This window comes from Nonomuraea sp. H19, from assembly GCF_052068215.1.
Taxonomy (GTDB): domain Bacteria; phylum Actinomycetota; class Actinomycetes; order Streptosporangiales; family Streptosporangiaceae; genus Nonomuraea.
In genome coordinates, this window is record NZ_JBQHCV010000024.1 from 95,207 (window position 1) to 113,899 (window position 18,693).

Genomic DNA, 18,693 nt, shown 5'->3' on the forward strand with positions numbered 1-18,693 from the left:
CCTGTTCGAATCGCCTGCGGGGCCGGGAGCCGGTCGAGGTGGTCGAGCCCGGGGCGCAGCAGCAGGTGGAGCGCGGCGAACGCCAACTCGGTCTCGCCTTCGATGCCCACGCAGCGCAGGATCCGTATTCCTCCGGCCGCGCGAGCCGTCCGCGCCGCATGCTCGAGGAGCGCCGACTTGCCGATCCCCGCCTCGCCGCGGAGCACCAGCACGCCGCTGCGGCCGTCCCTGGCCTCCGCGAGCAAACGCTCCGACTGATCGGTTTCAGCACCACGCCCGCACAGCACGGGACGATCTTATTGACCCTGCGACATATTCCCGCCTCGGGATGGCCGGTCATCTGGCGGATTCCCGGCGGACACCGCCGTCCTGGCGTCGTCGGCATGGACGCCGGCCACGCCGGCCGGGTCATCCCGCGCCTTCGGTGGTGCCGGCGGTCAATAGGCGACCGTGAACCTGGCCTGGCGGTGCCGGGGTCGTTCGGCCTCGTCGAGGAGTGCCACGGCGAGGTCCTCCATGGAGATCGCCGACCGGCCCGCCGCGTCGAGCAGCAGCTCCTCTCCCCCGACTCGGTAGCCGCCGGTACGTTCCCCGGGCTCCAGCAGCGCGGGCGGGCTCAGGTACGTCCAGTCGACGGCCGTCTCCGCGCGGCAGGCGGCGAGCTGCTGGTTGCACGCCAGCGCGATGGGCCGCCACGCGGGCGGGAAGTCCGGGGTCTCGACGACGGTGAGGCCGCCGGTGCCCGGCACGGTGAGCCCTGCCGCGCCGCCGACGAGCAGCAGCCGCACGCCGGTCCTGGCCAGGCCGGCCAGCAGCGCCTTGGCGGTGACGACCAGGTCGCCTTCGAACCCGGGCACGGGCCGGGTCGCGCTGATCACCAGGTCCTGCCCGGCGCTCAGCGCGGCCACGTCCTCGACGTTCGAGGCGTCGCCCGTACGCACGTGGGCGGCGGAATCACGGAGTCGGGCGGGGTCGCGGACGACGGCGGTGACCTCGTGGCCGCGCGCCAGCGCCTCGGCCACGACCCGGCCGCCCACGGCTCCGGCCGCGCCGAAAACGGTGATACGCATCAGGATTCCTTTCCGATCAGCACGCGGGGCGCCGGCACCGGCACCGGCCGCGTACGGGTGGGCTGGAGCTGCGCCGCCACCAGGGCGGCCAGGACGACGAGCGCGCCGAGCGCCTGGGCCGCGGTGAGCTGCTGGCCGAGCACGACCCAGCCGAGCACGGTGGCGACCACGGGGCTGAGCAGCCCGAGGAAGGTCACCTTGGTCGCCGACAGCAGCCGCAGGCCCCTGAACCACAGGGCGTAGGCGAGGGCGGAGCCGATGATCGCCAGGTACGCGTACCCGGCGACGTTGGCGGTGGTCAGCGTGGCAGGCGGCGGGCCTTCGACGGCGAGCGCCACGGGGAGCAGGAGCAGGCCGCCGGCCACGAGTTGCCAGCCGGTCATGGCCAGCAGCGGCGCGGGTGACTGCCACCGCTTGCTCAGCACGACCCCGGCGGCCATCACGGCGGCGCCGCCCAGCGCGGCGGCCACCCCGATGGCGTCCAGCCGCGCATCGGCCCGCAGCACGAGCAGCCCGACCCCGGCCACGCCGGCCACGGCGGCGATCATCGTGCGCGGGGTCAGGCGCTCGTGCAGCAGCCCGGCCGACAACAGCGCGACCAGCAGCGGCTGGATCGCGCCGACGGTCGCCGCCACCCCGCCGGGCAGCCGGTACGCCCCCACGAACAGCAACGCGAAGAACACCCCGATGTTGAGCGCACCGAGCACCAGGACGCGCCACCACCAGATCCCCTGCGGCAGGCGGCGGGTGATGGCGACGAGCACGATTCCCGCCGGCAGTGCGCGGATCACCGCGGCCAGCAAGGGCCGATCGGGCGGCAGCAGCTCGGTGGTGACGAGGTAAGTGGTTCCCCAGATGGCGGGGGTCAGCGCGGTCAGCAGCACGACTCCCGTTCGGTTTCTTAGCACTAAGACAAAGTATCTCAGCGCTAAGCGAGTTCGCCAGGTGATTTACCTCACCGCTAAGACATCCTCTAGTCTGGGGAGGTGGCAGATCACGTCGACCTCGTACTGAAGCAATGGCACGCCCAGCGCCCTGACCTGGACGTTTCACCGATGGCCGTGATCGGGCGGCTGGCGCGGCTGTCGCGGCTGATCGACATGGAGCTGCGCCGCACATTCGCCGCCCACGGCCTCGACTCCGCCTCGTTCGACGTGCTGGCCACGCTGCGCCGCAGCGATCCCCCGCACCGCCTGACGCCCGCCGAGCTGATGCGCGCCTCCATGGTCACCTCGGGCGCGATCACGCAGCGGCTCGACCGCCTGGAGTCGCGCGGACTGGTGACGCGCTCGCCGAGCGAGTCGGACGGGCGCGGCGTGTACGTGACGCTCACCGAGGAGGGGTACGCGCTGATCGAGCGCGTACTGCCCGACCACCTGGCGACGGAGCACCGCGTGCTGGCCGCGCTGAGCGGGGAACGGCGCGACGCGCTCGCGGCCATGCTCGGCGACCTGCTGGAGTCACTCGGCGACGCCACGGACATGTCGTGACCTGGGCATGAACCCCGGCCCCGGCGACACCGCCGCCTCAGCGCGAGGCGATCCGGCCGTCGTCGTTCCCCGTTCGGGAGCTATGCGCCGGTGATCAGGCGTCGTTCCAGGGCGATGATCGGCTCGATGCTCTGCAGGTCGTAATTGCTCAGGATGACGGCCGTCCAGTCCATGTCGAGGTAGACGGACCAGCTCGTCGATATGCCGCCTGCACCACCTCCGTGGGTGATGATGCGCTGGTTGTTGTAGGTGGCGGCCACAGGCCCGTACGCCTGGAAGGTCTCCCCTCGAAGGGAGCTGCCGGAGGTGTCCTCCCTCAGCGGCTTGGCGGAGATCTTTCCGTTCACATACAACTCGGTGTAGGGCCGGGCGGTGAGCTTGCCGCCTTGCAGCGCGACCGCGAAGCGCACCAGGTCCGGGGCGCTGGAGAAGCCGTTGCCACCGCCTGTCCCCATCCATCCCCGTGCCGAGTTGCTGCCTTGGCCGGCGTCGCCGTAGACGGAGCCCTTGTCGAGGTTGCGGACGGCGTCAACCCGCGTGCCGTCCTTCTGATACATGTACGGATGGGCGATGCGCTCGTCGGCCAGCCACTGGCGGCGGTTGTAGTAGGCGGAGTCCTCCATGCCGGCCGGGAGGAAAATGTTCTGGCGGACGTAGTCCTGGAACGACTTGCCGGAGACCTTCGCCACGAGCTCGCCGAGCAGGGTGTAGCCCATACTGCTGTAGGCCTTCTTCGCTCCGGGGGCGAACTCCAGCTCGAATGTCTTCAGATTCGCCCAGAAGTCCGCCATCTGCTCCTCGTAGCTGTTGTGGATCTTCTCCGGCGGCGGCTTCTCGCCGGGGCGCCGGGCGTCGCCCAGACCACTGGTGTGCGTAAGGAGATGATGCACGGTGATGCGTTCGGCCATCCCCGTCGGCAGGCCGTCCAGATACTTGCTCACCAGGTCGTAGAACTTGAGCTTGCCCTGCTGGACGAGCTGCACGACAGCCAGTCCGGTGAACGACTTGGAGGTCGAGGCCAGCGCGTAGACGGTGTCGATCTTGTTCGGGACCTTGCTTTCCTTGTCCGCCCAGCCGTAGGCGCGGGCCAGGACGTGGCGGCCGCGGTATGCGATCACCACGGTGCCGGAAAACTCATCCTTGTCCGCCAGTTCTTTGACGTACCGGTCGAAGCTGCCTCCAGGGCGCAGGTCCTTCGGAATCCGGCCAGAGCCTGACGAGACGTCGGCGTTCGCCTCGGCGGTTCCTCGCGCGGCCAGCAGACCGCCGGCCGCCAGCGGGACTGCGCCCAGGAACCCGAGGGCGGAACGGCGCGACGGGTCGTGGTCAGGTGAGGGATGCGACAACGCCATGGAAATCCTTTCGCGAAAAACGATCTGCGAGGGATGCAAGCACGCAGTTCGTTTCCCCGGCGTTTCCATGGCCCTCTTGACTGGTCGAGCCGCCCGTCCTGCCCCGATCTGGTGATCGCCGCGGCGGGGACCGACGCCACCCGCCGCGTGCCGTTGTACGTCCGAGGCAGGCTCGCCGCCGGTCGGCGAGCCTGCCCCCTGGTCAGCTGCGCGCCTGGTCGGCGGGCTCGGACACGGACGGCTCGGCGGCCTGGCGTGTGTCGCGCCTGGACTTGAGCAGGCTGGCCACCGTCGTGACGGCGAGCACGGTGACGATGACGGCCAGCGAGATCCAGTTGTTGATCTCAGGGACCCAGGTGACGTGCTCGCCGCCGTTGATGAACGGCAGCTCGTTCTCGTGCAGGGCGTGCAGGACGAGTTTCGCGCCGATGAAGCCGAGGATGACCGCCAGGCCGTAGGTGAGGTAGACGAGTTTCTCCACCAGCCCGCCGAGCAGGAAGTACAGCTGTCTCAGCCCCATCAGCGCGAACGCGTTGGCCGCGAAGACCAGGTAGGCGTCCTGGGTGATGCCGAAGATCGCGGGGATCGAGTCGACCGCGAAGACCAGATCCGCGCCGCCGATGGCGATGATGACGATGAACATCGGGGTCAGCAGGCGGCGGCCGTCCTGTTTGATGGTCAGCCGTGAGCCGTGGTAGTCGCCGGTGACCGGGAACAGCCTGCGCACCAGCCGTACGACGCCGCCGTTGGGGTCGTACTCCTCGTCGTCCTTGCTGTTGAAGGCGAATTTCCACGCGGTGTAGATGAGGATGCCGCCGAAGATCCAGAACACCCAGCTGAAGCTCTGTACGGCCTGCGCGCCCACGCCGATGAAGATCCCGCGCATGACCAGCGCCATCATGATCCCGATGAGCAGCACGCGGTGCTGGTGGATCGCGGGCACGGCGAAGTTCGCCATGATGAGCATGAAGATGAACAGGTTGTCGACGCTCAGCGTGTACTCGGTGATGTAGCCGGTGATGTAGGAGGCCGCGTGGTCATCGCCGCCGAAGATCCACACACCTGCGCCGAAAGCGACGGCACAGCCGATGTAGAAGGTGATCCACCGGGCCGACTCGGCGATCGTGACCTTGTGGGGTTTCCTGTTGACGATGATCAGGTCGAGGAGGATGAGCCCGAGCAGGGCGGCGATGGTGGCCGCCCACAGCCAGGCGGGCACGGGCATAGGTGGGGGCATGAGCGCTCCTCCGACTTGGCGTTGACACGTCCGTCGGAGGTCTTCTCCGCCCGCGGGGTCACGGACCGACCGCACCGGGCCCCGAGGCGGGTCCGTGATGACGACGCGGCCGCGAAGGAGTACTCCCCTCCACTTCGCCTGCGATCATACATACCGAATGCGGTAGCCCGACATCCCCCCTCGCATGCCCCTTGCTCAGAGCAGGTGGTCTAAGTGGCCCTTGGCTGCTCAGCCCGGCCTGCGGGACATCGCCGGACAGCCGCTCGGCCACCTCGCCTCGAGGTGAGCGCCGCCGGCACCAGCGCCCGGCAGGTCATGGCCCTTTGACAGGCATGGAAACGCCTGGCCGCCGAAGTCGTCGTCCCTCCCGCCACCGCTCCACAGCCGGGCGCGGACGTCGAACTTCCCGACGCCGAGCAGCAAGAACGGCTACTACCCCAGCTGGGATGCCAGGAACATCTCGGCCGAGCGGCGCGAGGCGATCGAGCAGAAGGCGGCCAAGACCGCTGTGTCGGCGCCCAAGGGCCGCACGTTCACCCGACTCCGGGGACAGGATGGCCCCTTTCTAAAAAAATGTTCATTGGTGATAGATTCCGGCTCTCGGATGAAAGGATGATGATGACCGTGATGGAGCAAGCTGCCCAGGCGATCCGGGCACTGGCCCTTGACGAGGTCCTCAAGGACCAGGTCGCCGCAGATCCCGCACTGCGCAAGCTGGCCTGGCGGGTGGCCGAACGGTACGTCGGTGGCCAGACCGTTGCCGAGGCGCTCGACCGGGCCGCCCTGCTCAACGCGGAGGGCAGGTCCGTCACCCTTGACTACATGGGCGAGAGCTGCCGGGACGCCGGCCTGGCCACGGCCGAGACCGAGGTGTTCCTGGACCTGTCACGGCAGGCCGCAGCCCGCGGGACGAACTGCTCGGTGTCCCTCGATCTCTCCCACATCGGCTCGGTGGTGGACCGGGAGCTGGGGCTGGCCAACGCCACCCGGCTGGCCGAGGCCACCGCCGCCGCGGGCCAGGAGATGATGATCTCGGCGGAGGGGTCCGATCGTACAGACCTCATCCTGTGGACCCACGAACACCTCTGCGAGCGGTTCGACCACGTCGGTGTCACCATCCAGGCCCGTCTGCACCGGACGGCCGAGGACCTGGCCCGCCTGCTGCGGCGGCCCGGCCGCATCCGCCTGGCGAAGGGCTCCTTTCTTGAGCCGGAGTCCATCGCCCACCCCCGTGGCAGCCACGAGCTGCGGGCGGCCTACCTCGCGTACGCGACCCTCCTGCTGGACAGCGGCCACCTCTGCTCGATCGCCACCCACGACCTGGACCTCCTCGATGAGCTGCAGCCGCACATGCGGCGGGACTCCGGCACGTACGAGGTCGAGATGCTGCTGGGACTCGGCGTCGATCAGCTGCCGACGATGCGGGATCGCGGGCATCCGGTCAGGGAGTACATCGTGTTCGGCACCCAGTGGTGGCTCTACGTCTGCAACCGCATCGCCGAGGACCCGCTCCGCCTGTTCCAGGCTCTGACAGACGCCACCCGGCACGGCGGTCATCCCGCATCTGATCAAGTGACGGGAGTGGAGTGACGGATCGACGCCGGACTGCTGCAGCCCTTCTTCTTCCTCACAGGAGTTGGCCGGGGCGATAGCGCAAGGCAGGGAGCGGATCGCATTCCCTGGTGTGGCGAACAAGAATGAGTCGTGACGCCGGGAAGTCCGGCCGTTCGAGTCCGCGGGGTGAATCACGCCCGACTCCCCTAGATACGGACCTGCCCGCACTGCTGTTGGCTCCTCGACACCGGATCGTTCTTGCCGCCCATATCGATGCGGAATGCTGAAATTACATGCACCCGGTACCGCCCGCACCGAGCGGGCGGCACCGGGTATTCCGGGCGCGTAATCTTCTTATTCCTTTTAAGTGAGTACCGCCTGAAGGTCGCTTCCGTCGATCATTAGCGGCAATCGAGATCTATGTGCATTTGTACGGTTCCTGTTTGGTGAACGCCGGGCGCTACAGGGTGATCGCATGCATTTCAAGATCCTCGGGCCGATCGAGGTCCGCACCTCCCACGGGAAACCGATCGCGCTCGGGCGACGCAAACAGCGGGTGCTGCTGGCCGCCCTGCTGCTCAACACGGGCAAGGCGATCCCGAGTCAGCGGATGCTCGACTGGCTGTGGGGCGAGCGGGCTCCCGCCACCGCGGAGTCGAACCTCTACACCTACATCTCCGCACTGCGCAAGGTGCTCGGCGTCCCGTCCCGCATCGAGGCGGGCTCCAACGGGTACGTGCTGCGTGTCGCGCCCGGCGAGATCGACGTCACGTTGTTCGAGGACCTCGCCGCGCAGGGACAGCGAGCGCTGTCCGAGGGACGTCACGACGTCGCGCTCGAACGGCTGACCCGGGCCATCGGTCTGTGGCGCGCCGAGTCCGTCCTGGAAGGGTTGCCCCTGCCCGCGCCGCTGCGCGGCGAGGCGGCGCGGCTGGAGCGGCTGAGGGCGACCGTCGTGAACGCCTCGCTGGAGGCGCGGCTGGCGCTCGGTCAGCACGGCGAAATGCTCGCCGACCTGGAGTCGCTGACCTGCAGGGACCCGTTGAACGAGCGGCTCCTGGCGCAGCTCATGCTGGCCCTGTACCGCTCCGGCCACCGGGCCGGCGCGCTGGCGGTCTATCAGGGCGCGAGGGAGATGCTGGCCGCCGAGCTCGGCATCGACCCCGGCCCAGACCTGATCCGCATGCACCAGCGCATCCTCGCCGACGATCCCACCCTGGCGCCGCCACGGGCGGGCGCCGTCCGGAGGGCCTTCGCCCCGGCTGAGCTGCCCATGGACTCGTCCGCCTTCACCGGCCGGGCCGCCGAGATCGCCCGCCTGCAGACGGCGCTGACCTCAGCGGGCCCGGGCGCGACCACCATCTCGGCGATCACGGGGGCGGCGGGGGTCGGCAAGTCCGCGCTGGCCGTGCACGTCGCCCACCAGGTCGCGGACCGGTTCCCGGACGGACGGCTCTACGTGGACCTGCACGGCTCCACACCCGACATCGCGCCGCTGAACCCGGCCGATGTCCTGGCCCGCCTGCTGCGCTCCCTCGGCGACGACACGGCCGGGCGGCTCGACGTGGACGAGGCGGCGGCACGGTTCCGTTCGCTGACCGACGGCAGGCATCTGCTGCTCCTGCTCGACAACGCCCGCGACGCCGCGCAGGTGCGTCCCCTGCTGCCCGCGAGTCCGACCTGCCGGGTGCTGATCACCACTCGCAGGATGCTCACCTCGCTGGACGCCGTGTCGCACCTTCGCCTCGGCGTCATGGCCGAGGACGAGACCTCCACGCTGCTCGGCCGCCTGATCGGAGAGGAGCGTGTCGCCGCCGACCGGCGGGCGGCGCGTGCGATCGTGCGGCTGTGCGGTGGCCTGCCGCTGGCGGTCAGGATCGCCGGTGCCCGGCTGATCGCCCGGCCGGGACTGTCGCTGCGCGCCCTGGCCGATCGTCTGGCGGTCGAGGACCGCCGCCTGTCCGAGCTCCAGGCCGACGACCAGGCCGTGCGGGTGTGCTTCATGATGAGCTACCGGAGCCTGGACGCCGAGTCCTCCCGGATGTTCCGGCTGCTCAGCCTGCTCGGCGACGCCGTCATCAGCGTCGCGGTCGCCGCGGCCCTGGGCGACCGCCCCGAGTCGCGCACCGCCGACCTGCTGGACCACCTCGCCGACGCCCATCTCCTGGAGGCATGCGTCCACGACGGGTACCGCATGCACGACCTGCTCCGCCTGTTCGCCCGCGAGCGGGCCCGGGACGAGGACACCGAGGAGGACCAGGCGCAGGCCGTGCGGCGCACGCTGCCCAGCGTCTGGCCGTCGCCCGCGCAGCCGGCCACCTGCGCGCTCGCGAGCGGCTGAAACCGGCGAGCCGCCCGACACACGGGAAATCATCCGTATTTATTGTGAGATCTGAACGGTAAATCCTTGGCGGCCGCTTCCGGCTGCTTTTTTCTTCTTCGCCGCCTCACGTCCCGCCATCGACCTACACAGTTTTGTATGGTGCGGGGTATAGCCGCATTGGACAATATTGGCGACATGTCTGTCCTTTTCTCACCCTCGAGGAGAAGGCCGGCACCCGCGGAATTCATGCGAACCCGTAAGGATGGGCGGATGTGTCTGAGCTGATCGGCATCGACGAGTGTGAAAATTTCACGGTGAAACAAATCCAAGACCTGTACAGAAGGTATGTCAGCCGCAGTCAGGTCAACCTCATGACCTCCTTCGGCTTTGGCCGCGAACTCGCCGACTACGCCGAGGGCGCCTGGATCTGGACGCGCGACGGCCGCAAGGTCCTCGACGTCACCGGCGGGGTCGGCGTGCTCAACCACGGCCACAACCACCCTCGCATCCTGCAGGCGCGGCGTCGCTTCGCCGAGCGGCGGCGCATGGAGGTGCACAAGGCGTTCTTCTCGCCGTACGTGGCCGCTCTGAGTCACAACATCGCCGAGCTGCTGCCGGGCGACCTGAACATCTCCTACTTCCCGAATTCGGGGGCGGAGGCGAACGAGGGCGCCGTCAAGATGGCGTACAAATACCACGAGGGGCGCCGCAACACCATCCTGCGCTCCGACATCAGCTTCCACGGCAAGACCCTGGGCGCGGGGAGCCTGACCGGATCGGCCGAGAACTCCTTCCGCTTCCCCGGCCTCCCCGGCATCGTCGTGTACCCCTACGGCGACGTCGCGGCCGTCCGCCAGGCTGTCGAGGCTGCGCGCACCCCCGACGGGAAGTGCGACGTCTACGCGATCATGGCAGAGCCGTTCAGCGCGTCGAGCATGCGCTGCTGGTCGGAGGCCGACCTGTACGAGCTGCGTCGGCTCTGCGACGCGAACGACATCATGCTGATCTTCGACGAGGTCTACACGGGATGGGGCAAGACGGGCAGCCTCTTCTACTTCATGCGCTACCCCGACCTGCTGCCCGACATCCTCGTGTACTCCAAGTCGCTCGGCGGCGGCAAGGCCTCGATCGCCGGGTACACGGCCCGCGAGCCCGTTTTCCGCAAGGCGTACGACCGGCTCTCCGACGTCATCCTGCACAGCACCACCTACTACGGATTCGGCGAGGAGACCGTCACCGCCATCGAGGCCGTCAACATCGTCGTCGAGGACGACTACCCCGCCCGGGCCCGGCAGATCGAGCGCATCCTGCGGCCTGGCCTGGAGAACATCCACAAGCGCCACCCCGACGTGGTCGGCCGTGTGAGCGGAGTGGGCGCGCTGTGGGGCGTGTTCCTCGTCGGCGGGCCCAAGGTGCTCGACCTGGCCGCCAAGCTCGCGCCCGGCTTCTCCGGCGACCCGCAGTTCCGCACCAAGCTGATCACGCTCTCGGTCATCGCCGAGCTCTACCGCGAACACGGGATCGTCTCCTACTACAGCCCCAACGCCGACAACCCGCTCGTCGTCGCGCCGACCCTCGCCATCGAACCCGAAGACGTCGAGTACTTCCTGGACGGCCTCGACAAGACGCTGGCCAAGGGCCTGCCGCGGCTGCTCGGCCGGTTCGTGCGAGAGAAGGTGGGGTCGCGATGGGCCACCGGGTCGTAGTCACCGGCAGCGCCGGGATGCTCGGCGGCAACCTGGCCCGCCGGCTCGTGCTCGAGGGCCACGACGTGCTCGGGGTGGACCTGCGCCCGCAGGCCGACCCGCTGCTGGCGGCGCGGCACATGTCCGGCGACGTGCGCGACCTGCCGCTGATGACCGAGGTCATGACCGGGGCGGCCGCGGTCGTCCACTGCGCCGGCGCGCTGCCGAGCTACCCGGCCGAGCAGATCCACGACCTGATCGTCGAGGGCACCCACACCGTCCTGGAGGCCGGGCGCCTGGCCGGCGTGGAGCGGGTGGTCCACATCTCCTCCACCGCCGTGTACGGGCTGCCGAAGCTCGTGCCCACGCCGGAGAACCATCCGCGCGAGCCGGTCGACCCGTACACCAGGGCGAAGGCCAAGGCGGAGGAACTGGCCGAGAAGTACCGGGCCGGCGGCATGTGCGTGCCCATCCTGCGTCCCAAGACCTTCCTCGGACCGGGCCGCATGGGCCTGTTCGCGATGCTCTTCGAGTGGGCCGAGGAGGGCCGCAACTTCCCGGTCCTCGGGAGTGGGGACAAGCGCATCCAGATGTTCGCGGTCGAGGACCTGGTGGACGCCGTGGTCGGCGTCCTCGACGCGCCGGCCGGCGTCGCGAACGACACCTACAACCTGGCGGCCGCCGAATTCGGCACGCTGCGCGAGGACTTCCAGGCGGTGCTCGACGCGGCCGGCCACGGCAAGCGGGTCGTCTCGCTGCCCGTCGGCCCGGCCCTGACCGGGCTCCGGCTGCTGGAACGCAGCCGGCTGTCCCCGGTGTACGGGCGGCTGGCGCGCAAGCTGCTCGCCGATTCCTACGTCAGCATCGACAAGGCCCGTGAACGGCTCGGCTTCCGTCCACGGCTGTCCAACCGGGACGCGATCCTGCGCACATACGCATGGTGGCGGGAACACCGCGCGGCCGGCTCACCGCGCGGCGCGGGCCAGACGAGCCGCGACGCGTGGCGGCAGGGCGCGCTGTCGCTGGCGAAGGTCTTCTTCTGAGCTATCGGGGTAAAGCATGCACCTCGCCGAATCGGCAGACGTTCCAGAAAGCCCGCAGCGTCCGGAAGCGGCGCCGGACCGGCCCGTGGAGACCCGGACGCGCCTGGTCGCGGACCTCGCCAGCCTCATCCGCCCGTCCCACACGGTCAAGGCGATCCTTCTCGTTCCCCTGGCGCTCATCGGCGCACCCTCCTACAGCCTGGCCGAGGTGGTGGGCATCATCTCGGCCACGGTGGCGTTCATGGTCGCCTCCGCCGCCGTCTACATCGGCAACGACATCGCAGACCGGCACCGCGACCGCCACCATCCCGTCAAGCGCAACCGCCCCATCGCGGCCGGCCGCGTGGGGGTGGTGACCGCGGGCACCTGCTGCGCCGTCCTGCTGGCGGTGCTCGCGGCCATCGTCGCCCAGACGCCGGCGTCGTACTGGCCGGTGCTGGTGTACCTCGTGCTCAACGTCGCCTACAGCCGCTTCCTCAAGCACATCCCGCTGGTCGACGTGGGCACGGTGGCGGCCGGCTTCGTCCTGCGCGTCGTACAGGGGTATGAGGTGACCGGAGGCCGGGTGCCCGCCTGGTTGCTGATCACGGTGTTCTCGATGTCCCTGCTGCTGCTCATCGGCAAGCGTCGCCGGGAACTGCTGGAGACCGGGGCCGTCCACCGGCCCGCGCTCCGCGGCTACTCGATGGAGCTGACCAACTGGCTGCTGCAGATCGCCTCCGTGCTCGCCCTCGTCTCGGGCCTGATGTACCTGCGTGACGAAGGGCCGTTCGGCCCTCAGCACGGCCAGACGGCGATGATGCTGTCCACTCCTTTCGCGCTCTTCGCCCTCTTCCGGTACCTGCAGATCCAGCTGGTGGACGAGGAGGGCGATGACCCGGTCCGCATCCTGCTGCGCGACCGCGTCATGGTCGCGAACTCCATGTTGTGGGCCGCCACCTTGGGTGTGACGCTCGTGTTCGTCCACCACCCGTCCTTGGCGGCCGCTGTCACGTTGTGAGAACGATACGAGAGGAAGGCGATGGACGTCCGCTTACTGGGACCGGTCGAGGTGACCTTCGGTGACCGCTGCGTCCCCCTGGGACCACCCCAGCGACGCGCGGTGCTGGCCGCCCTGGCGATCGACGCCGACCGCCCCGTGTCGCCCCGCACGCTGATCGAGCGTGTCTGGGACGATCCGCCGGACCGGGCGACCGACTCGCTGTACGCCCACATCGCCCGCCTGCGGCAGGCGCTGACCGCGACCGGGGTCTCCATAGAGCGCCGTGGCGGCGGTTACGTGCTCGAGGTCGACCCCGAGCGGGTGGACGCCTACCGGTTCCGCCGGCTGGCCAAGCAGGCGCAGACCCACGCCCGCGACGACTCCACCCGCTCCCGGCTGCTGTCCGAGGCGATGGAGCTGTGGCGCGGCGCGCCGCTCACCGGCATCCCGGGAGACTGGGCCGCCCGCATGCGGTACAGCATCGAGCAGCAGTTCGTCGGCGCCATCGTCACTTGGGCCCAGGCGCAGATGCGCCTGGGCCGCCCCGACATGGTGGTCACCGAGCTCACCCCGCTGGTGCCGCGCTACCCGCTCGCGGAGCCGCTGGCGAGCGTGCTGATGCGCGGCCTGTGCGCCCTTGGACGCACCGCGGAGGCGGTGGCCCTGTACGCCCGCCTGCGCGGGTACCTCGCCGACCACCTCGGCATCGACCCGGGGCCGGAGCTGCGTGCGCTGCATCTCAGGATCCTGCGCGGCAACAAGGACCCGCTGACGCGGGCGGCCGGGCGGGCCGGAGCGCGCGAGCTGCTGTACGCCCAGGTCACCGGCTCAGCGAGATGACCAGCTGCTGCCCGCTGTGGTCGGACTGGCCCTTCGAGCGGACCAGCCGGTACTCGTGGACGGTGATCTCCGGAGTGGTGAACGCCCAATCGATCCGCCACCAGGGCCACCGGTCGTCCCAGGTGGCGGGGTAGAGCGACCCGAGCGCCGGAGCGGCGTCGGCCATCCGCCCCGGCAACAGGCGCAGGATGCCCATCGCCGGCGAGGCGTTGAAGTCCCCTGCCAGGACGGCCGGCAGCGGGTTCGCCCGGATGTCGGCCGCGAGCGCGCGGAGGTTGGCCTCGCGCGCCTCGTGCTGCGTCCGGCCGAGGCGGCGCGGGTCGAGGCCGATCGAGGACGGGCCGACGGGCGAGTTGATGTGGGCGTTGTAGAACGAGAACGTCCTGCTCCCGACGCGCAGGTCCGTACGCAGCGTCTTCACGGTGTAGAAGCCGGGCCAGTCGGAGCCGGGCGGCACGGGCGTGTCCCGGCCGTCATCCGCCCATGGGCGCAGGTCGAGGCCGCGCTCCAGAACGATGGGAAATCGCGACAGCGTCACCAGCTCGCTCGCCGTGGCGATGTGGTACCCCGGGAACTCCCGGCGCAGCCTGTCCAGGTCGTTCACGCGGATCGGCCGGGAGCCGGCGCCGAAGTAGACGTACTCCTGCAGCAGGAGCACGTCGGCGTCCTGAGCCCGTAGGTAGCGGTAGAACTCGGCGACGTCCCGCGGCGGTGTGCCGGTGGGCGGGGGCATCGGCTCCCCGCCCTCCGCCCGCTGGTCCCAGTACCAGGTGTTCCAGGAGAACACCCTGATCGCGTCCGGCGGGGCCGGGACGGCGCGGTGCCACAGCGAGGCGAGGTTGAGCCCGCTCGCGCCACCGCCCAGCATCAATGACACCAGCGCCACCGCGGCGGCCGTCCCGCGCGCGCGGCGCGCCGCCACAGCCGCCACGAGCAGCACGATGGGAACGGCCGCGAACGCCAGCGGCGGGACGAGCTCGGGCACCTGCCACCACCACACCCGGCCGGACAGGGCGCGGTGAAGCCCCACGAACACCAGCCAGACGGCCGCCGCCCACATCACCACCGGGATCCTCCGGCGTGCCCCGGAGGCGCGCCGGGAATCGCCGGGACGCGCCGCGACCCGCGTGCCGCCGGTCATGTGCGGCGGCCGCGCCGGCCCGAAGAGCGCCCGCAGGGGAGCCGTCACGTGGCCGCCTCCCCCGTGGTCGAGGGGCGCAGGTTCAGGTCGGGGTCGTAGAGCCGGCGGAACCTCGCCGAGCACAGCCACCGCGCGACCCCGGCCGCCACCCCGGCCGCGATGGCGACGTTCACCAGGAAGTGCACGGCGCCGAAATAGAGCAGGAACAGCGGGCCGCGCCTGCGCAGCACGAAGCGGTACATCCCGAGGTCGGCCAGCAGCGACACGGCCAGGGCGAGGGCCGGCAGCACGGCGCCGACCGGGCCGAGGAGCACCGCCACCGGTAGCGCGGCCACCGCCGCCAACGCGGCGAGGCTGCCGCCGGCCCGGTTGGAGGTCTCGAACCCGCGGGCGAAGCGCCGCCGCCGCGCGTACAGCGGCACCCGGGCGCGGCCGCGCCGGTACAGCTTGCGCAGCAGCTTGAACAGCTTGTCGTCGTGGTCGTGCCGCGAGCGCACCGCGGTCGTGAGCACCATCTCGTACCGCTGGGTGAGGCGGTGGCCGTAGTCGACCTCCTCGGTCTCGCGCAGCCGCGTGTTGAACGGCCCGATGTCGTCGAACACGCGGCGAGGCATCGCCATCAGCGCCGGGAACAGGAACGAGATGGGCCCCTCGGAGCTGACCGTCCAGTAGTGGTACTGCAGTGCCCGGTACTCCTCGACGAGGCTGTCACGGATCAGCGGCTCGGGGTCGTGGATGCTGCACACCGCTCCGAGTCCCGGGTCGGCGGCGAGCATGGCCACCGCCACCTCGACGGCGTCGGGGTAGGGGGCCACGTCGGAGTCCAGGAATACCAGGATCTCACCACGCGCGTGCGCGGCTCCTAGATTGCGCGCCCCGGCCACCCCCATGTTGCGTCCGGTGCGGACGACCCGCACGCCGAGCCGCCGCGCGACCTCGACCGAGTCGTCGGTGCTGCCGTCGTCCACGACGATCAGCTCGATCGGCCGGTAGGTCTGCGCCTGCATCGCACGCAGGCACAGGTCCAGTGAGGCGGCGTAGTTGTAGTTGGGCACGATCGCCGACACCAGGGGCGAGTGCTCGGTCATCGCTCACACCTCCACCGACGCGGAGTTGGCCGGGAGGTCGTAGGTGTGCCTGAACCGGCTGGACAGCAGGCACTGGGCGACGCCGGCGAACACCGCCACCGCGACGGTGACGTTCACCAGGAAATGGACCGCGGTGAAGTAGAGGGTGAACGGCGCGCCGGCGTAGCGCCGGACGAAGCGGTACATGCCGAGGTCCGCCGCGATCGAGCCGGCCAGCAGCGCGACCGGCGCGACCAGCCAGGCCGGGCCGAACACCACCGGCAGCGGCGCGGTGAGCACGGCGAAGAGAGCGGCGAGCGAGCCCCAGCCACGGCTGCTGTTGGCCGGGCCGCCGTTGAAGTCCGGGCGGCGCAGGTACAGCGGGATGTGCAGGCGCGCGCGGTGGAAGAACTTCGAAAGCACCACACTGAGCCGGTCGTCGTGGTCGTGGCGGCCCCTGATCCGGTTGTCCAGCACGATGCGGTACCGCTGCGTGACGCGGTGGCCGTACTCGGCGTTCTCACTGTGCCGCAGCGCGGGGTTCAGCGGGCCCACCTCGCGGAAGACCTCCGCCCGCATGGCGAACAGCGCGGAGTAGATCGTGGTGATCTCGCCCTCGTCACCGGAGATCCAGTAGTGCAACTGGAGGCTGCGGTACCGCTCCACCAGGCTGTCCGGGATCAGCGGCTCCGGGTCGTAGGTGCCGCACACCACCCCGAGAGTGGGATCGGAGGTAAGCAGGTCCACCGCGTGCTCGACCACGTCCTCGGCCAGCGCCAGGTCCGAGTCGAGGAAGAACAGCACCTCCCCGCGCGCGTGCTCGACGCCCAGGTTGCGCGCCGCCGGGGCGCCGATGTTGGTGTCGGTGACCACGACCCGGACCCCGTGCCGGAGGGCGATCTCCACCGAGTCGTCGGTGCTGCGGTCGTCGACGACGATCACCTCGAGGTGCGGGTACGTCTGCCGCTCCAGCGCGCTCAGGCACAGGTCGAGTGTGCGGGCGTAGTTGTAGTTCGGCACGATGACCGAGACCAGTGGCTGTGGCTGCGGCGTCATCGGTGCCCCCCTCGCCTGGTGCGGCGCAGCAGCAACGGCAGGGGCCGGCCGAGGCCGCTCCTGGTGAAGTCCGAGGTGCCGTTCACCCGGGGGAAGGGCTCGGCCGGGATCGGGACCTCGAGGAACTCGCACAGCGGGCCCCAGCCGTCGGCGACGTCGAAGACGAGCAGCCGCTCGGCCGGGATGGCGGCGATCACCCTGGCCGCATGCTCTTCGAACAGCCGGACGGCCCATTCGGGCTCCCGGTCGGCCGGTGTCGCGAAGGTCCGCGCGTCGAGGGTCGTGTCGACCATCTTGACGAACGTGGCGAGGTCGGTGCCGAGCAGCGACGACAGCAGGACGGCGGCCCTGCCCGGCAGCGATTCGATGCGCCGCCGCTGCGCGAACAGAGTCCGCTGCATGCTGGCCAGCCAGCGGTCCGGGTCCCGCGTGGTCAGGATGACCTTGGCCTTCGGGTAGTACTCGGCGAGCTGCCGCCAGTAGGCGGAGGTCGGGCCGTCCACGCACGATTCGTAACCGACGAGCAGCTGGTCCCAGTTCACCTCGCGGGTCGTGGCGGCGGCGAGCCATGGCCTGATCTGCTGGGGGTGGGCGAACACGTCCACCATGTGGTGGCAGGGCCCGAGGCCGAGCCGCTCCAGCGCCGTCTTGAGGGAGAGCGTTCCCGTCCGGCCGAAGCCGGTGCCGATGATCTGCATGGCCGTTCAGTCCTGGGCCGCGAGAATCCGGGCGGGCTTCTCCATGCGGGAGAGCACGAGGCGTTGCAGCACGCCCACCGCTCCGCCGAGGGCGCCGGTGAAGGTGACGGCGAGGTGGACGCCGGAGAAGTAGACGCCGAACGGGACGCCCCGCTGGGCGTAGGCGAAGCGGTGGGTGCCGGCGTCCAGAGCCATGGCGGCGGCGACAAGCGCCGGCGGGACGAATGCGCCGGCGCGGCCCACCGCCATGGGCAGGGCAAGCGCCGGGACCGTGGCGAGTAGCAGGACGCCGCCGATCGCGCGGGGCACGGAGTCCCCGGGCGTCTCTCCCCGGCGCCAGTCCATCGCGCTGATGCGCGCGCGGCGGAACACCTTGCGCAGGATCGTCCGTACCGTGGCGTCGTGGTCCTTGCGGCCGCGTATCGCGTCGCTCAGCTTCACCTCATAGGACCGCCTCACGCGGACGCGGTAGTCGGAGGAGACGGTCTCGCGCAACCGCGGGTCGAAGGGGCCGATCTCGGCGAACACCTTGGCCGGGACGGCGAGCACGGCCGCGTGCAGTTCCAGGGTCGGCCGGTGGGCGGGCATCCACCAGCGGTGCATCTGCAGGGCGCGGTACTGGGAGGCCAGGCTCTGGGACACCAGCGACTCCGGCCGCAGGATACCGCCCAGGGCACCGATCTCCGGGTGGGACTCCAGTATCCGCACCGCATTGTCCACGGCGTCCGGGTCGAGGGCGATGTCGGCGTCGAGGAAGAACAGGATCTCCCCGGTGGCGTGCTCGGCGCCGAGGTTGCGCGCGGGAGTCGGGCCGCCGTTGGCCTTGGTGCGCACCACCTTGGCACCCTTCGACGCGGCCACGCGCGCCGCGTCCTCGGTGCCGCAGTCATCCACCACGATGACCTCAATGTGCGGATAAGTCTGTTCTTGCACCGCATCCAGGCAGAGCCGTAACACGTCGGACCGGTTGTAGCTGGGGATGATGACCGAGACTAGCGGGTGCTTCCGGCTCATGATGTGCTCCATCGGCTAGAGCTCGTTGTTCCGACCACGTGCGTGTCAGACATCTGTCCGGTTCACGCTAGACACAGCGGCTTGTCCCATTCTTGTCGCGCCCGTCGTGCCGATCGCGCCTCCTGGCGGCGGCCGCTGACA

At 70.1% G+C, this 18,693-nt stretch carries 16 protein-coding genes and 1 pseudogene; 7 read left to right on the forward strand and 10 right to left on the reverse strand.

Annotation, left to right across the window (positions count from 1 at the left end):
• Window positions 1-5: 5 nt before the first annotated feature.
• The 3 genes and pseudogenes from ACTMTI_RS41025 to ACTMTI_RS41035 form a co-directional block, all read right to left on the reverse strand.
• Window positions 6-287, reverse strand: a pseudogene (locus ACTMTI_RS41025) (ATP-binding protein); the annotation flags it as partial.
• 150 nt (window positions 288-437) lie between these two features.
• Entirely contained in the window at window positions 438-1,070 is a 633-nt protein-coding gene (locus ACTMTI_RS41030) for an NAD(P)-dependent oxidoreductase (protein WP_441126189.1), read from the reverse strand.
• Window positions 1,070-1,978, reverse strand: coding sequence for an EamA family transporter (locus tag ACTMTI_RS41035; RefSeq protein WP_441126190.1), 909 nt, complete (start codon window positions 1,976-1,978; stop codon window positions 1,070-1,072). Before ACTMTI_RS41035 ends, ACTMTI_RS41030 begins: the two co-directional genes overlap by 1 nt.
• Window positions 1,979-2,056: 78 nt before the next feature.
• Between ACTMTI_RS41035 and ACTMTI_RS41040 the strand changes: the two genes are divergently transcribed.
• Window positions 2,057-2,560: a MarR family winged helix-turn-helix transcriptional regulator gene (locus tag ACTMTI_RS41040; protein WP_441126191.1), complete on the forward strand. Its 504-nt coding sequence runs from the start codon at window positions 2,057-2,059 to the stop codon at window positions 2,558-2,560.
• Between the two features lie 80 nt (window positions 2,561-2,640).
• Here the strand turns inward: ACTMTI_RS41040 and ACTMTI_RS41045 are convergent, their stop codons facing one another.
• Both ACTMTI_RS41045 and ACTMTI_RS41050 read right to left on the reverse strand, forming a co-directional pair.
• The gene (locus tag ACTMTI_RS41045) at window positions 2,641-3,912 is read right to left on the reverse strand and encodes a serine hydrolase domain-containing protein (protein WP_441126192.1); all 1,272 of its coding nucleotides are present in this window, start codon (window positions 3,910-3,912) and stop codon (window positions 2,641-2,643) included.
• A gap of 202 nt (window positions 3,913-4,114) precedes the next feature.
• Window positions 4,115-5,149, reverse strand: a complete 1,035-nt coding sequence (locus ACTMTI_RS41050; protein WP_441126193.1) for a TerC family protein — start codon at window positions 5,147-5,149, stop codon at window positions 4,115-4,117.
• Window positions 5,150-5,776: 627 nt separating this feature from the next.
• On the opposite strand from ACTMTI_RS41050, the gene ACTMTI_RS41055 reads away from it, so the two are divergent.
• The 6 genes from ACTMTI_RS41055 (at window position 5,777) to ACTMTI_RS41080 (ending at window position 13,576) form a co-directional block, all read left to right on the forward strand.
• Window positions 5,777-6,739: a proline dehydrogenase family protein gene (locus ACTMTI_RS41055; RefSeq protein WP_441126291.1), complete on the forward strand. Its 963-nt coding sequence runs from the start codon at window positions 5,777-5,779 to the stop codon at window positions 6,737-6,739.
• 439 nt (window positions 6,740-7,178) lie between these two features.
• On the forward strand, window positions 7,179-9,044 hold the full coding sequence (locus ACTMTI_RS41060) for a BTAD domain-containing putative transcriptional regulator (RefSeq protein ID WP_441126194.1): 1,866 nt from the start codon (window positions 7,179-7,181) through the stop codon (window positions 9,042-9,044).
• Between the two features lie 353 nt (window positions 9,045-9,397).
• On the forward strand, window positions 9,398-10,732 hold the full coding sequence (locus ACTMTI_RS41065) for an aspartate aminotransferase family protein (RefSeq protein ID WP_441126195.1): 1,335 nt from the start codon (window positions 9,398-9,400) through the stop codon (window positions 10,730-10,732).
• Window positions 10,714-11,754, forward strand: coding sequence for an NAD-dependent epimerase/dehydratase family protein (locus tag ACTMTI_RS41070; RefSeq protein ID WP_441126196.1), 1,041 nt, complete (start codon window positions 10,714-10,716; stop codon window positions 11,752-11,754). Before ACTMTI_RS41065 ends, ACTMTI_RS41070 begins: the two co-directional genes overlap by 19 nt.
• Before the next feature lie 85 nt (window positions 11,755-11,839).
• Complete coding sequence (locus ACTMTI_RS41075) at window positions 11,840-12,754, forward strand: UbiA prenyltransferase family protein (protein WP_441126197.1); 915 nt, start codon at window positions 11,840-11,842, stop codon at window positions 12,752-12,754.
• 21 nt (window positions 12,755-12,775) lie between these two features.
• A complete protein-coding gene (locus ACTMTI_RS41080; protein WP_441126198.1) occupies window positions 12,776-13,576 on the forward strand; it encodes an AfsR/SARP family transcriptional regulator in 801 nt (266 codons plus the stop codon).
• Here ACTMTI_RS41080 and ACTMTI_RS41085 read toward each other — a convergent pair.
• Genes ACTMTI_RS41085 through ACTMTI_RS41105 form a run of 5 tightly spaced genes read right to left on the reverse strand, consistent with a single transcriptional unit; the run spans window position 13,557 to window position 18,552 of the window.
• Window positions 13,557-14,765 (reverse strand): endonuclease/exonuclease/phosphatase family protein, encoded by a 1,209-nt coding sequence (locus ACTMTI_RS41085; RefSeq protein ID WP_441126199.1) that lies wholly within the window; start codon window positions 14,763-14,765, stop codon window positions 13,557-13,559. The two genes, ACTMTI_RS41080 and ACTMTI_RS41085, sit on opposite strands and share 20 nt — an antisense overlap.
• The gene (locus ACTMTI_RS41090; RefSeq protein ID WP_441126200.1) at window positions 14,762-15,805 is read right to left on the reverse strand and encodes a glycosyltransferase family 2 protein; all 1,044 of its coding nucleotides are present in this window, start codon (window positions 15,803-15,805) and stop codon (window positions 14,762-14,764) included. The genes ACTMTI_RS41085 and ACTMTI_RS41090 overlap by 4 nt, the downstream gene beginning before the upstream one ends.
• Before the next feature lie 3 nt (window positions 15,806-15,808).
• Complete coding sequence (locus ACTMTI_RS41095; protein ID WP_441126201.1) at window positions 15,809-16,840, reverse strand: glycosyltransferase family 2 protein; 1,032 nt, start codon at window positions 16,838-16,840, stop codon at window positions 15,809-15,811.
• Entirely contained in the window at window positions 16,837-17,538 is a 702-nt protein-coding gene (locus tag ACTMTI_RS41100) for a sulfotransferase family protein (protein ID WP_441126202.1), read from the reverse strand. Before ACTMTI_RS41100 ends, ACTMTI_RS41095 begins: the two co-directional genes overlap by 4 nt.
• Window positions 17,539-17,544: 6 nt before the next feature.
• The gene (locus ACTMTI_RS41105; RefSeq protein ID WP_441126203.1) at window positions 17,545-18,552 is read right to left on the reverse strand and encodes a glycosyltransferase family 2 protein; all 1,008 of its coding nucleotides are present in this window, start codon (window positions 18,550-18,552) and stop codon (window positions 17,545-17,547) included.
• Window positions 18,553-18,693 lie beyond the last annotated feature (141 nt).